The organism is Streptomyces fodineus (genome assembly GCF_001735805.1).
In the GTDB taxonomy this organism is placed as follows: domain Bacteria; phylum Actinomycetota; class Actinomycetes; order Streptomycetales; family Streptomycetaceae; genus Streptomyces; species Streptomyces fodineus.
Genome location: NZ_CP017248.1, coordinates 5,238,111 through 5,251,305, shown reverse-complemented (window position 1 = coordinate 5,251,305; position 13,195 = coordinate 5,238,111). Strand labels below are relative to the sequence as shown.

General features: G+C 73.3%; 9 protein-coding genes, 4 tRNA genes and 1 other RNA gene. 8 read left to right on the top strand and 6 right to left on the bottom strand.

All coding sequences use genetic code 11. From position 1 onward, the window contains the following. Nucleotides 1-2: 2 nt before the first annotated feature. The 7 genes from BFF78_RS22295 to BFF78_RS22265 all read left to right on the top strand — a co-directional run bounded on the left by BFF78_RS22295 (nucleotide 3) and on the right by BFF78_RS22265 (nucleotide 4,156). Nucleotides 3-74 (top strand) — tRNA-Gly (locus BFF78_RS22295). 82 nt (nucleotides 75-156) lie between these two features. After that, a tRNA-Gly gene (locus BFF78_RS22290) sits at nucleotides 157-229 on the top strand. Nucleotides 230-354: 125 nt separating this feature from the next. Further along, nucleotides 355-1,287, top strand: coding sequence for an ABC transporter ATP-binding protein (locus BFF78_RS22285; protein ID WP_418346675.1), 933 nt, complete (start codon nucleotides 355-357; stop codon nucleotides 1,285-1,287). Between the two features lie 155 nt (nucleotides 1,288-1,442). Next, a complete protein-coding gene (locus BFF78_RS22280) occupies nucleotides 1,443-2,186 on the top strand; it encodes an ABC transporter permease (protein ID WP_227026153.1) in 744 nt (247 codons plus the stop codon). 18 nt (nucleotides 2,187-2,204) lie between these two features. After that, nucleotides 2,205-3,449, top strand: coding sequence for a sensor histidine kinase (locus BFF78_RS22275; RefSeq protein WP_069780002.1), 1,245 nt, complete (start codon nucleotides 2,205-2,207; stop codon nucleotides 3,447-3,449). Continuing rightward, complete coding sequence (locus tag BFF78_RS22270) at nucleotides 3,446-4,060, top strand: response regulator transcription factor (protein ID WP_069780001.1); 615 nt, start codon at nucleotides 3,446-3,448, stop codon at nucleotides 4,058-4,060. Before BFF78_RS22275 ends, BFF78_RS22270 begins: the two co-directional genes overlap by 4 nt. A 23-nt stretch (nucleotides 4,061-4,083) precedes the next feature. Next, a tRNA-Gly gene (locus BFF78_RS22265) sits at nucleotides 4,084-4,156 on the top strand. A gap of 45 nt (nucleotides 4,157-4,201) precedes the next feature. Here BFF78_RS22265 and BFF78_RS22260 read toward each other — a convergent pair. The 6 genes from BFF78_RS22260 to ffs all read right to left on the bottom strand — a co-directional run bounded on the left by BFF78_RS22260 (nucleotide 4,202) and on the right by ffs (nucleotide 13,031). Beyond that, nucleotides 4,202-5,101: a phosphoribosylaminoimidazolesuccinocarboxamide synthase gene (locus BFF78_RS22260; protein WP_069780000.1), complete on the bottom strand. Its 900-nt coding sequence runs from the start codon at nucleotides 5,099-5,101 to the stop codon at nucleotides 4,202-4,204. A gap of 104 nt (nucleotides 5,102-5,205) precedes the next feature. After that, the gene (locus tag BFF78_RS22255) at nucleotides 5,206-6,687 is read right to left on the bottom strand and encodes a N,N-dimethylformamidase beta subunit family domain-containing protein (RefSeq protein ID WP_069779999.1); all 1,482 of its coding nucleotides are present in this window, start codon (nucleotides 6,685-6,687) and stop codon (nucleotides 5,206-5,208) included. 193 nt (nucleotides 6,688-6,880) lie between these two features. Beyond that, nucleotides 6,881-8,740 carry a M48 family metalloprotease gene (locus tag BFF78_RS22250; protein ID WP_069779998.1) on the bottom strand — a complete coding sequence of 620 codons (1,860 nt, stop codon included), beginning with the start codon at nucleotides 8,738-8,740 and terminating at the stop codon, nucleotides 6,881-6,883. A gap of 283 nt (nucleotides 8,741-9,023) precedes the next feature. Next, nucleotides 9,024-10,286, bottom strand: a complete 1,263-nt coding sequence (gene purD / locus BFF78_RS22245) for a phosphoribosylamine--glycine ligase (protein WP_069779997.1) — start codon at nucleotides 10,284-10,286, stop codon at nucleotides 9,024-9,026. 132 nt (nucleotides 10,287-10,418) lie between these two features. After that, complete coding sequence (locus tag BFF78_RS22240; protein WP_069779996.1) at nucleotides 10,419-12,878, bottom strand: DNA polymerase III subunit gamma and tau; 2,460 nt, start codon at nucleotides 12,876-12,878, stop codon at nucleotides 10,419-10,421. 54 nt (nucleotides 12,879-12,932) lie between these two features. After that, an RNA gene (gene ffs, locus BFF78_RS22235) (signal recognition particle sRNA small type) lies at nucleotides 12,933-13,031 on the bottom strand. Nucleotides 13,032-13,103: 72 nt separating this feature from the next. On the opposite strand from ffs, the gene BFF78_RS22230 reads away from it, so the two are divergent. Next, nucleotides 13,104-13,188: transfer RNA gene (locus tag BFF78_RS22230), tRNA-Ser, on the top strand. Nucleotides 13,189-13,195: the final 7 nt, after the last annotated feature.

The window sequence follows — 13,195 nt, the reverse complement described above, 5'->3', positions numbered from 1 at the left end:
GTGCGGGTGTAGTTCAGTAGCAGAACATCCCCCTTCCAGGGGGAAGGCGCAGTGTGCGATTCCTGTCACCCGCTCCGGCACCGGCCGTCACGACCACTCCAGTGGATCAGGTAGGCTGGTGCTCGCACCGATCGGTGGGAGCCGGTCGGGAGCAGTGCGGACGTAGCTCAGTTGGTAGAGCGCAACCTTGCCAAGGTTGAGGTCGCGAGTTCGAGCCTCGTCGTCCGCTCGGGTAAGAGACCCCGGTCCAGTGGACCGGGGTCTTTTCGTGTGCCCCGGCCCTCTGACATTTGTCATGCCGAGCGATGACACCGCGCACTGCCCGCCCGGCCCGGCCGCCGGGACGCTGGACGCATGGTTATGGACGAGCACGTGATTGAGGTCACCGATCTCAGCCGTGTCTACGGGGGCGGATTCGAGGCCGTACGCGGAATCAGCTTCTCCGTGGCGCGCGGGGAGATCTTCGCCCTGCTCGGCACCAACGGCGCCGGCAAGACATCGACGGTCGAACTGCTGGAGGGGCTCGCGGCACCCGCCGGCGGCCGGATCCGGATCCTCGGCCACGACCCCTACCGCGAGCGGGCCGCCGTACGGCCGCGCACCGGCGTGATGCTCCAGGAGGGCGGCTTCCCGCCCGAGCTGACCGTCGCCGAGACCGCCCGGATGTGGGCCGGGTGCACGAGCGGGGCACGGCCGGAGGCCGAAGTGCTGGGGCTGGTCGGGCTGACGGACAAGCAGGGGGTGCGGGTCAAGCAGTTGTCCGGCGGGGAGCGCAGACGGCTGGACCTCGCGCTCGCCCTGCTCGGCGATCCCGAGGTGCTCTTCCTCGACGAGCCGACGAGCGGGCTCGACGTGGAAGGCCGCCGGGACACCTGGGAGTTGGTGCGCGCCCTGCGCGACGCGGGTACGACCGTGCTGCTCACCACGCACTACCTGGAGGAGGCCGAGGGCCTCGCCGACCGGCTCGCCATCCTGCACGAGGGCCGGATCGCCGTGTCCGGAACCCCGGCCGAGGTCACCGCGGACCGGCCCTCCCGGATGTCCTTCGAACTGCCTGACGGCTATTTCCTCGGCGATCTTCCGCCGCTGGCCGACCTGGGCGTCTGCGGCCACGAGAGCGACGGCGGGGTCGTACGGCTGCGGACGCGGGAGCTGCAGCGCACCGCGACCCGGGTGCTGGCGTGGGCCGAGCAGGCGGGGGTCGAACTGCGCGGACTGGACGTGCGGTCGGCCTCGCTGGAGGAGGCGTTCCTCGGGATCGCACGCGAGCGGGAGACGGTGGCATGAGCGGGATCGGAACGGGAGCGAGGAGGCGCGCGATGAGCGGGGTGGGAGCGCGAGCAGCCGCGGGCCGGGGCGGGACCGCGGCGGGGGACGAGAGCCGTGGCGTGAGCGGCGTACGCGGGGCGGAACGCGGCGGGTGGACGTCGGCGGGCCGGCGGATGTGGGCGCTGGGGCGGGCCGAACTCACCCTTCTCGGCCGCAACCGCGGAGTCGTCTTCACCGCGCTGGCCGTACCGCTCCTGCTGCCGGTCAGCGTGCGGCCGGCCATGGACCAGCTCGATCTGAAGAAGCAGGGGCTGACCATCGGCACCACCCTGCTGACGGCCGCGATCGGCTTCTCCTTCCTCTTCGCCGTCTACACCTCCCTGGTCAACACCTACGTCGCCCGCCGCGAGGAACTCGTCCTCAAACGGCTGCGCACCGGCGAGCTCTCCGACACGGAGATCCTCACCGGCACCGCCCTGCCCGCGCTCGTCATCGGCCTGGCCCAGGCGCTGGTGGTGTGCGCCGGATGTGCGGCCCTGCTGCACATCGGCGCGCCCAAGGCGCCATATCTGATCCTGCCCGGGCTGGTGGCCGGTTATCTGGTCAGTGCCGCGCTCGCCGCGCTCACCGCGTCCTTCACCCGGACCGTGGAGAGCGGCCAGGTGACCGCGATGCCGCTGATGTTCCTGTCGATGGTCGGCTCCGGGATCACGATCCCCACGGAGGTCATGCCGGACAAGCTGGCCACGGTCTGCGACCTGCTCCCGCTGTCCCCGGCGATCCGGCTCGTGCGCGGCGGCTGGACGGGCCAGTTGAGCACCGGTGAGGCGCTCGGCGCCCTGGCGACCGCGTTGGCCTGGATCTTCCTGGCGGTGTTTGCTGTACAGCGGCGGTTCCGCTGGGAGCCGCGGCGCTGAGGGACGGGGGACGCGCGGATGGTGGGACGCATACGGCGGTGGCAGCAGCGGCACTGGGGGGAGCGCAGCAAGGCCGAGCGGGTCGAGCTGTTCAGCGTCCTGACCTGGCACGGCACGGTCTGGTTCATCATGGGCTGCTGGGTGCTGCTGCCACTGCCCGGCGGCCTCGCCCACCGGCCGGTCGCGATCGTCCTCGGCGCCCTCCTCGCCCTGGTGGCGGTCCTGCAGTGCGCGGTCACGAACCGGCTCACCAGGACCGTGCTCGACCACTACCTCGGGCGCGCCGAGCTGCCGGCCGGCACCCACCGCGCCCCGGCGGTCCTGCTGGGCCTGGCGCTGACGCTGATCGTGACGCTCGCCGGGCTGGACGCGGCGACCCCGATGGCGGTCCGGTTCACGATCGGTGGTGTCGTACTGCCCTTCGCGCTGCTGTACGGACTCACGGTCCCGGTCCGGGTGTTCCTGCGCCGGTCGACGGTGTTCGCGGCCTTGCTCACGGCTGCCGTCGGGCTCGCCGACCGCAACGGCGTCGGGCTGGTGGCGACCGGTGCGGTGGCCGTCTTCCAGGCGGTCTTCGCGTTGCTCGCCGGCCGCTGCGGTGCCTGGACCCTGGCCGTGCTGTGGGAGGCGGAGCGGGCCCGCGAGGTGGAGGCCCGGCTCGCCGTCGCCGAGGAGCGGCTGCGGTTCGGACGGGATCTGCATGACGTGCTGGGGCGGAATCTGTCCGTGATCTCCCTCAAGAGCGAGCTGGCCGTCCAGCTGGCCCGGCGGGGCCGGCCGGAGGCGGTGGAGCAGATGATCGAGGTACAGCGCATCGCGCAGGAGTCCCAGCGGGAGGTACGGGCCGTCGTACGCGGGTACCGGGAAGCCGATCTCGGGGCCGAACTGGCCGGTGCGCAGGGCGTGTTGACGGCCGCGGGCATCGCGTGCGAGGTCCGCGCGGAGGCCACGGGGCTGCCCGCCGAGGTGCAGTCCGCGCTCGGCTGGGTGGTGCGCGAGGCCACCACCAATGTGCTGCGGCACGGGGATGCGGACCGCTGTGAGGTGGAACTGCGGGTGCCTGAGGGGCGTGTGGTGCTGACGGTGGAGAACGACGGGGTGACGGGAACCCCCCACGGGGGTGGGGGTTCCGGGCTGGCCGGGCTTCGGGAGCGGCTGGCGGTCGTCGGCGGGACCCTGGAGGCCGGAGCGGTCGACGGAGACCGGTTCCGGCTGGTGGCCGAGGTGCCTTTGATGCAGGAAGTGAGCGAAATCACGTCATGAGCACTCCGGTACGGCTGTTGCTCGCCGACGACGAGCATCTGATCCGGGGCGCGCTGGCCGCGCTGCTGTCCCTGGAGGACGATCTCCTCGTCGTCGCGGAGGCGGCGAGCGGGCCCGAGGCGCTGGCGATGGCACGGGCCCACGAACCCGATGTGGCCGTGCTCGATCTCCAGATGCCGGGCGCCGACGGTGTGAAGGTCGCCACATCCCTGCGCGCCGAGCTGCCCGGCTGCCGGGTGCTGATCGTCACCGGGCACGGGCGGCCCGGGCATCTGAAACGGGCGCTCGCGGCCGGTGTGCGCGGGTTCGTCCCGAAGACCGTCAGCGCGCAGCGGCTCGCCGAGATCATCCGGACCGTGCACGCGGGGAACCGTTACATCGACCCGGAGTTGGCCGCCGACGCGATCTCCGCCGGGGACTCCCCGCTGACCGCGCGGGAGGCCGAGGTGCTGGAACTGGCGGCCGAGGGAGCGCCGGTCGCGGAGATCGCCGAGCGGGCCGCGCTGTCGCCGGGGACCGTGCGGAACTACCTCTCCTCGGCCGTCACCAAGCTCGGCGCCGAGAACCGTCATGCGGCGGTACGTCTCGCACGCGAGCGAGGTTGGGTATAGTTGCTCTCGCGCCACGGCGCAACGCGGACGTAGCTCAGTTGGTAGAGCGCAACCTTGCCAAGGTTGAGGTCGCGAGTTCGAGCCTCGTCGTCCGCTCGGGAAGAAGACCCCGGTCCACTGGACCGGGGTCTTCTCGTATCCCTAGCTCCAGCTCATGCCCGTGAGCCGCTCGTACGCCTCCACGTACTTCCGCCGGGTGGCGTCCACGACCTGCTGCGGCAGCGGCGGCGGGGGCTGCTCGCTCTTCCTGTCCCAGCCGGACTCGGCGGAGGTCAGCCAGTCCCGGACGAACTGCTTGTCGTACGACGGCTGGGCGCGGCCCGGCTGCCACTGGTCGGCCGGCCAGAAGCGGGACGAGTCCGGGGTGAGGACCTCGTCGGCGAGGACGAGCGTGTCCCCGTCGAAACCGAACTCGAACTTGGTGTCCGCCAGGATGATCCCCCGGTCGCGGGCGATGTCCCGGGCCCGCGAGTACACCGCGAGGGTGGCCTGGCGCAGCTGGGCGGCGGTCTCGGCGCCGACCTGGCGGGCGACCTCCTCGTAGGAGACGTTCTCGTCGTGCTCGCCGACCTCGGCCTTGGTGGCCGGGGTGAAGATCGGGGCGGGGAGTTCGGAGCCGTCGACGAGGCCCTCGGGCAGGGCGAGGCCGCAGACCGTACGGGACTCCTCGTACTCGACCAGTCCGGAGCCGGTGAGATAGCCGCGGGCCACACACTCGACCGGGACCATCCTCAGGGACTTGCAGACCAGCGTGCGGCCCGCCCAGTCGGCCGGGGCGCCCTCGGGCAGCTCGGTGCTGAGCACGTGGTTCGGGGCCAGATCACGCAGCTGGTCGAACCACCACAGGGAGAGCTGGGTGAGGACACGGCCCTTGTCGGGGATCTCCGTGGGCAGCACCCAGTCGTAGGCGGACATGCGGTCGCTGGCGACCATCACGAGGTCGCCCGCCTCGTTCTGGTACAGCTCGCGCACCTTCCCGGTGTGCAGGTGCACCAGGCCCGGAACCTGAATCGGCTCGGGCTTTTCTACGAATCCGGACACGGTTCCTCCCCGTGGCTCTGTCCAAGTGCCTCGATTCTCCCTTATGGGGGTGATGGGTTTCGGCCAGGGGTCCGCCGGGGGCTCAGTCGCGGGCCGACCGGGGCTCAGTCGCTTTTGCAGATGCGGTCCAGCAGGTTCGCCGTGGCGCGCTGGATGCGGGGGTCCACATGGCCGGGCCGGTCCAGGGCCGGGGACCAGGCGAAGGTGCCGGCGGCGAAGACCCAGGCGCCGGAGGGGGCGCGGTAGAGGGAGGTCTCCTGGTGGCGCAGGGCGCCCTCGCTGTCGGTGTAGGGGGAGTGGGCGAGCAGGATGCGCTCCTCGTGCACGGGCAGCGGGGTGCGCGGGAAGTACCGGTCGGCCTCGCCGGCGACCAGGCCCTCGATCTCGTCGCCGTCGTGCGCTCCGGTCGCCTCCCACAGCCAGTGGCCGGCGTTGCGGACGACCAGCGGGTGCGGCTCGGGTACGCGGCCCGCGTACTGGATGCCGACCAGTTGCTGCTCGGGCCGGTCGATCTCGCGCCACAGCACCGGCTTTCCGGGGCCCTTGCGCTTGCGGCAGGTCAGCAGCCGGTGCGGGACGCCGGACGGGGACGGGCCCAACTCCACCTGCCAGTACATGGTGTTGGCGGAGAGGAAGACCAGCGAGGTGCCGTGGTCGCGGGCGTCCTCCACGGCCCGGCGCATCGGCAGCGACCAGTACTCGTCGTGGCCGGGGAAGACCAGCCCCCGGTAGCGGCCGGGGTCTATGCGGCCGGCGTGCAGGTCGCGGGCGTCGGCGTAGGCGAGGTCGTAGCCGTAGCGCTCGGCCCAGCGGATGAAGTCGTAGGCGTGACCGACGTGCAGGGGCAGGCCCGCGCCCGCGTAGGGGCGGTCGAAGGAGACCGTGGTCGCCGCGTCCGCCTCGCCGAGGAGGCGGCCCTTGTCGTCCCAGGCGTGGTAGAGGCTGGCGCCGGTACGGCCGTCCTCCGGATACAGGTTGTACGCCTGCCAGGTGATGTCCGGCAGCAGCAGGAGCAGGTCGGCGGGGCGGTCGTCGCGGACCGTGAACGGCACGTGGGAGCGGTAGCCGTCGACGGTGGTGAGGACGGCCACATAGGCGCCGATGTGCCAGTGGGCGGGCACCTGCAGGCGCCAGGACAGCCACCAGTGGTGGCAGGAGACCGTGCGGTCGGCGGCCAGCGGCGGGGGCTGGACGATGCCGGACAGGCGCGGGCTGGTGGTGATCTTGGCGGCGCCGTCACCGCCGTAGTGCCCGATCCGGTAGATGTCGACGCTGAACTCCTGGGGCGGGTCGACCGTGATGTGGAAGTCGATCGCCTCACCGGGTGCGACGGCGCCGGTGGCGGTGAAGCCCTTGATCTGGCGGTGCACGTCGTCGGCCGAACGGGGTCCGGGCACGCGCGGGGCGGGACCGACCCCGGTGAGCGGCTGCGGGCTCGGGTCGACGTACCAGGGCACGACGTGACCGGTGTCGTCGAAGTAGGTCTCACTGCCGCGCAGCCAGGGCACCGGGCCCTGGCCGAAGGGGTCCGTGACGGCGTGCGCGAGCGCTCCGGACTCCCAGCGGCGAATGTGGTCCGAGGCCATGGTCGCTCCCCTCCCTCATGCCCCCGTGTCGTCCTGTCTCGGTGGTGCGCGCGGTGCTCGCCGGGCTCGGGCGTGCTGTCGTATGTCGCACGCCTTTGCCAGGTGCGTGGTCGCTCCCAGCACATCACATAACGCACGGGCTCGGTCACTAGTCGTTGCGAATTGACCTGAAGTGGAAGTCGGAGCTCCCGTTTCAGACCAGCCGTACCGGCTTCTCGGGACGTATCCCGGACACGGCCAGCCAGTGGCGCAGCGGGCCCGGGTCTCCGTCCTCGATCAGGCTGAGCACCTTGGGCGTGAGATCGGCGGCGCGCTCGCCGCCCAGCAGCAGGGAGGGGCCGTCCAGCCAGTCCAGGGCGGGGACCGCACCGGCGGTGTCGACGGCGGCGCAGCACACCATCGCCGTGACGTGCTCGGTGAGCAGGTCGCGGGCGGTGCGCGGGGGCTGCAGCGGGAAGAGGGGCAGGCCGCCGTCGTCCCACAGGGCGCTGTCACTGGTCTGGCCGGTGGCCGTCGCCCCGCTGGGCGCGCCGGCCTCCTCGCGGGCCAGCTCGGCTGTCAGGCCCGCGGCCAGGGCGGAGCTGCGCTCCGTGCGGGGGTAGTCGTCGGCCGGTTCCTCCGCCTCGGCTTCACCTTCGCCTTCGGCGAGGATCTCGCTCCCACCAGCACCACCCGTACCGGTTTCGTCGTCGGCTGCGGTTGGCCCCTGCCGGGGGTTCTCGCCGTCGTCGGGCTTCTGGGTGTTCTGGGGGGCTCTTGGTGCCGGTGTTTGTGTGCCGGGCTCGGTCAGGTGGTCCAGGACTCGGGCCAGGGTGGGGCCGCCCGGGTCGGGGGCCGCGGGGTCCAGCGCAGGGCGGACGCCCAGGGAGTCCAGGACGCGGTGCAGACGGGCCGCGTCGGCGCGCCAGGTGCGGTCCACGACCTCCTCCGGATACGCCTGCCAGTCCACCGGTGCCCAGTCGGGGCCGGACTCCGCGGGGCCGCCGTGGAAGAGGCGCGCGGCGAGCAGGGAGGCGGCCTCGTCCACCGCGCCGGGCTCCTCCAGCAGGTCACAGGCGGGGCGCTCGCCTAGCCGGGAGGTGAAGCCCTCGGCCAGGCGATCGCGCCGGGACAGCTCGGTGAGCGCCGCCACCACGCCCGCGTCCAGCCGGGAGGGCCAGCGGCCCATGCGCCAGGCGGGCAGCGCGACCCGGGTCAGCAGCCGGTCCCAGCCGGCGTAGGCGAGGCCGACCTGCTCCTGGGCGACGATCCGCAGGCCGTAGTCGACGGCCTGGGCCCGCTCGGCCGCCGCCGCGGCGACCCCGCGCTCCATCTGCGTCGCATGCTCCCGGCAGCCGCGCAGCAGCAGCCGGGCCACCCAGCCGACGGCCGCGCAGACCCCGCGGGTCAGCGGACAGCGGCCCGCTGTCGAGGCGACCGCGACCGCCGCGTCCAGGCCGCGCACGAAGCGCCGGGCGGCGGCTATGTCCGGGTGCGCCGAAGGGCCCGTACCGGCGATGACCGGGGCGAGGACCGCGCGCAGCTCCCCGACCCGCATCCACCACAGGAACGGGGAGCCGATGACGAGCACCGGGGCGACGGGGGCGCGGCGGCGGCCCGGGCCCGCTATCTCGTCGGGTGCGGGGCGCGGGGGCGGACCGTGCGCCGTATGCGTGCGGTCCTCCAGCCAGCTGTCGCAGTCCGGGGTGAGCGCTATGGCCGAGGGGGCCGGCACATTCAGACGGTCGGCGAGGTCGCGCACCATCCGGTACAGATCCGGGGCGGACCCCTCGGGGACCGGCACCGTCGGGCTGAAGGCCGGGCGGGCCCGGGCCACGACCAGGGCGATACCGGCGGCGGCCAGCAGCACCAGCACGGCGAGCACGCCCGTGATCCAGCGGGCGGCGTCCCAGCCCCGGCCGACGAAGTGGCCGGTGGAACCGCCGGCCAGCAGGATCACCGCGGCAGCCGCGGGCAGCAGGGCCACGGCCAGCGCCCGGCCCCTGACCCGCAGTACCGCGAGGGCCCGGGAGCGCGCTGCCTGCGCGCCCGCCTCCGCACCGATTCCGGTCACGTCCCGCCGTCACCCCCTCGCCGCCGATGCCGTGCTGTCCTGGTGGTCACTCCCCCACTGTGGCACCCGCCACTGACATCGCAATGCCGGTGGGCCAAGTGCCGGAACGCATGCGCGGCACCCTAGTTGGGGCCCCGGCCCTCGTCAGCCGTATGGGCGATTGCTCACTCGATGGAATGGCTTTGGTCAGAGGTGCATGACAGACAGCAAAGATCAGGCCCCGGATCGGGGGTCCGGGGCCCAGGTGGCGATGGCCGCGTTCACGGCGTCACAGGTGGGCAGGTCAGGCGTCTGCCGCCTGCGCCGCGGCCTGCGCGGCGATGTCGGTGCGGTGCTGTGAGCCGTCCAGGCGGATCCGGCCCACCGCCCGGTACGCCCGCTCGCGCGCCTCGGTCAGGTCCGTACCGGTGGCGGTGACGGACAGCACGCGCCCGCCCGCGCTGACGACGCTGTCGCCGTCCCGCTTGGTCCCGGCGTGCAGGACGTACGCGTGCGGGGCGTCCTCGGCGGCCACCTCGTCCAGACCGGTGATCGGGTCGCCGGTGCGCGGGGTGCCGGGGTAGTTGTGCGAGGCGACGACGACGGTGACGGCCGCGTCCTCGCTCCAGCGCAGGGGCGGCAGATCGGCGAGGGTGCCGTTGGCGGCGGCGAGCAGGATCCCGGCCAGCGGGGTCTTCAGCCGGGCCAGCACGACCTGGGCCTCGGGGTCGCCGAAGCGGGCGTTGAACTCGATGACCCGGACACCGCGGCTGGTGATCGCCAGGCCCGCGTAGAGCAGTCCGGAGAAGGGGGTGCCGCGACGGTGCAACTCGTCCACGGTCGGCTGCAGGACCGTCTCCAGCACCTCGTCGACCAGCTTCGGGTCGGCCCACGGCAGCGGCGAGTACGCGCCCATGCCGCCCGTGTTGGGCCCCTCGTCGCCGTCCAGCGCCCGCTTGAAGTCCTGGGCGGGCTGGAGCGGTACGACCGTCTGGCCGTCGGTGATGGCGAAGAGGGACACCTCGGGGCCGTCGAGGAAGTCCTCGATGACGACCCGCTCGCAGCCGGCGGCGTGCGCCTTGGCCTGGTCGAGGTCCTCGGTGACGACGACGCCCTTGCCGGCGGCGAGACCGTCGTCCTTGACGACGTAGGGGGCGCCGAAGGCGTCGAGGGCCTCGGCGACCTCCTCGGCCGTCGTGCACACGTAGGAGCGGGCGGTCGGTACCCCGGCCGCCGCCATGACGTCCTTGGCGAAGGCCTTGGACCCCTCCAGCTGCGCGGCCTCCCGCGACGGGCCGAACACCGGGATGCCCGCCGCGCGGACGGCGTCGGCCACACCGGCGACCAGCGGGGCCTCCGGGCCGACGACGACCAGGTCGGCACCGAGGCCCGCGGCCAGCCCGGCGACCGCCGTGCCGTCGAGCGCGTCGACCGGGTGCAGCTCGGCGACCTCGGCGATACCGGCGTTGCCGGGGGCGCAGTACAGCGCGGTGACGTCGGGGTCGAGGGACAGGGAGCGGCACAGGGCGTGTTCGCGGGCGCCGCTGCCGATGACGAGGACCTTCACGGGGGTCAGCCTAATGGCAAGGTCGCCGAAGGTTGGGGGGTGGGTTTGTTGGGCTTTCCTCCAAGGGCGGCCGGTGTGGCCGTCAGCGGTGGCGGGGTTTGGGTGTGTGGCGTGCGGTGCGGTGCCGGCCGGCTACTCGTTGGAGAACTCCTCCACCACCGTCGCCCCCAGTTCCCGCACGATCAGTTCATGGCCGGAGAGGGCCGACTCGTCGAGGTCCGGGTCGTCGTCCTCCGGGATGTCGTCCTCGGGCGCTACGGGGGGCGGCTCGGGGGCGGCGGGCGGCTGGGGGGCAGGGGTGGGCGCCGCGGGGGCGGCCGCGCGGCCCGGTTGCGGGGACGTGGGGGCCTGTGGGGCCGGCTGGGGTGCCGCGGGGCGGGGGGCGGCCGGGGCGCCGTAGCCACCGCCGCCCGCTGCCGGAGCGGCGCCGTAACCGCCTCCGCCGCCGAAGCCCGAGCCTCCCGCGGGCTGGGGCGCGGAACCGCCGCCGGACGGGTCGACGACCGCCTCGATCTTCCACTGCACGTTGAACTGCTCGGCCAGCGCCGCCCGCAGCACGTCCTCGCTGCCACTGCTCGCGAAGTTGTCGCGGGCACCGGCGTTGACGAAGCCGAGCTGGAGGGTGGTGCCGTCGAAGCCGGTCACCTGGGCGTTCTGGCTGAGCAGGATCCAGGTGAAGCGGCGGCGGTTCTTGACGGCCTCCAGGATGTTCGGCCAGAGCATGCGGGGGTCGAGACCACCCGCCGGGGCGCCCGCGGGCGGGGCCGGGGCCGGGGCCGCAGGGGATGCCGGGGCCTGCTGCTGGGCGGCCGAGGGGCGCCCCGGGGCCTGGCCCTGCGGTGCACCGCCCGCCGGTGCCGCTGCCGTGGGCCAGCCACCGGGGCGCCGGCCGCTTCCGGCGGCAGCCGCGGTGGGCCAGGCACCGGCTGCGGCGGGAGCCGAGGGGGGAGCGCTGGCCGGGGCCGGGGTAGCGGGGGGCGTGGGAGGCGACGCCGGGGCCTGGGAAGCGGGGGCAGCGGCTGCGGGGGGTGGCGTGGGGGCGGTGGGCGTGGGGGCCGTAGGCGCGGGGGCAGGGGCGGTCGTCGGAGCCGGACTGCCGACGCCGGGGCCGCCGACACCGGGCCCACCGGCAGCCGGACCGCCAACGCCCGGACCACCGGACCCCGGACCACCGACACCTGCGCCACCGGCACCGGCACCCGGGCCACCATCGCCCACACCACCGACGCCAGGACCACCAACCGCAGGACCCGCACCCGAGGCACCGGCAGGACCGCCCCCCGGCCCATTGGCCGCCCGTACAGCCGCGCGCGCCGCCGCCGGGCCGCCGCCGGGCGGTACGGCAGCAGCAGGCGGCATGGGGGCGCCCGCGCCGTGGGCCTCGGGGCCGGGGACGTAGCCCATGGCGGGCGCGCCGGCGCCGGACGAGAAGTGGACGCCGCGCTCGAGGCGGTCGAGGCGGGCCATCACGGACCGCTCGTCTCCGTAGGCGGCCGGGAGCAGCACGCGCGCGCAGATCAGTTCCAGCTGGAGGCGGGGCGAGTTGGCGCCGCGCATCTCCGTCAGGCCGGCGTTGACGAGGTCGGCGGCGCGGCTCAGCTCGGCGGCACCGAAGGTGGAGGCCTGGGCCTGCATGCGCTCCAGGACGTCGGCCGGGGCGTCGATGAGCCCCTTTTCCACGGCGTCCGGCACGGCGGCGAGGATCACCAGGTCCCGGAGCCGCTCCAGCAGGTCGGCGACGAAGCGGCGCGGGTCGTTGCCGCCCTCGATGACGCGGTCCACGACCTCGAAGGCGGCGGCCCCGTCACCGGTGGCGAAGGCCTCGACGACGGAGTCGAGAAGGGAGCCGTCGGTGTAGCCGAGGAGGGAGGTGGCCATGGCATACGTCACACCCTCCTCACGGGCACCGGCGAGGAGCTGGTCCATGACGGACATGGAGTCACGCACGGAGCCCGCGCCGGCCCGCACGACGAGCGGGAACACGCCGTCCTCGACCCGGATGGTCTCCTTCTGGCACACCTCGGCGAGGTAGTCACGCAGGGTGCCGGGCGGCACGAGCCGGAAGGGGTAGTGATGGGTCCGGGACCGGATCGTCCCGATGACCTTCTCGGGCTCGGTGGTCGCGAAGATGAACTTCAGGTGCTCCGGCGGCTCCTCCACGACCTTCAGCAGCGCGTTGAAGCCGGCCGACGTGACCATGTGGGCCTCGTCGATGATGTAGATCTTGTAGCGGCTGCTCGCGGGGCCGAAGAAGGCCTTCTCGCGCAGCTCACGGGCGTCGTCCACACCACCGTGAGAGGCCGCGTCGATCTCGATGACGTCGATCGAGCCTGGGCCGTTGCGCGCCAGGTCCCGGCAGGACTGGCACTCGCCGCACGGCGTCGGGGTGGGACCTTGCTCACAGTTCAGGCAGCGGGCGAGGATCCGCGCGCTGGTCGTCTTGCCGCAGCCGCGCGGACCGCTGAACAGGTACGCGTGATTGACCCGGTTGTTCCGCAGCGCCTGCTGCAGCGGGTCGGTGACATGCTCCTGCCCGATGACCTCGGCAAAGGTCTCCGGGCGATAGCGGCGGTACAGCGCGAGAGACGACACGCATACGAGGTTATAGGCGCCCACTGACAACCGGGCCCGGCCGCGGATCCCGCAAACGCAAGCGCCCCCCACGCACCCGCCAGAGCCGACCTACCCTTGCTGCCTTCCGGCCCTGGGGGAGTTCAGTCAGATAGCGCCGCGTGAGGGGCTTTGAGAAGAGTACCCGATGCGGGCCTGCGGGAACGAGTTCGCGAGCACTCCCCTCGGTCATGTAATGTTTCCGGCGGAGGATTCGCCTAGAGGCCTAGGGCGCACGCTTGGAAAGCGTGTTGGGGGCAACCCCTCACGAGTTCGAATCTCGTATCCTCCGCAGCCGC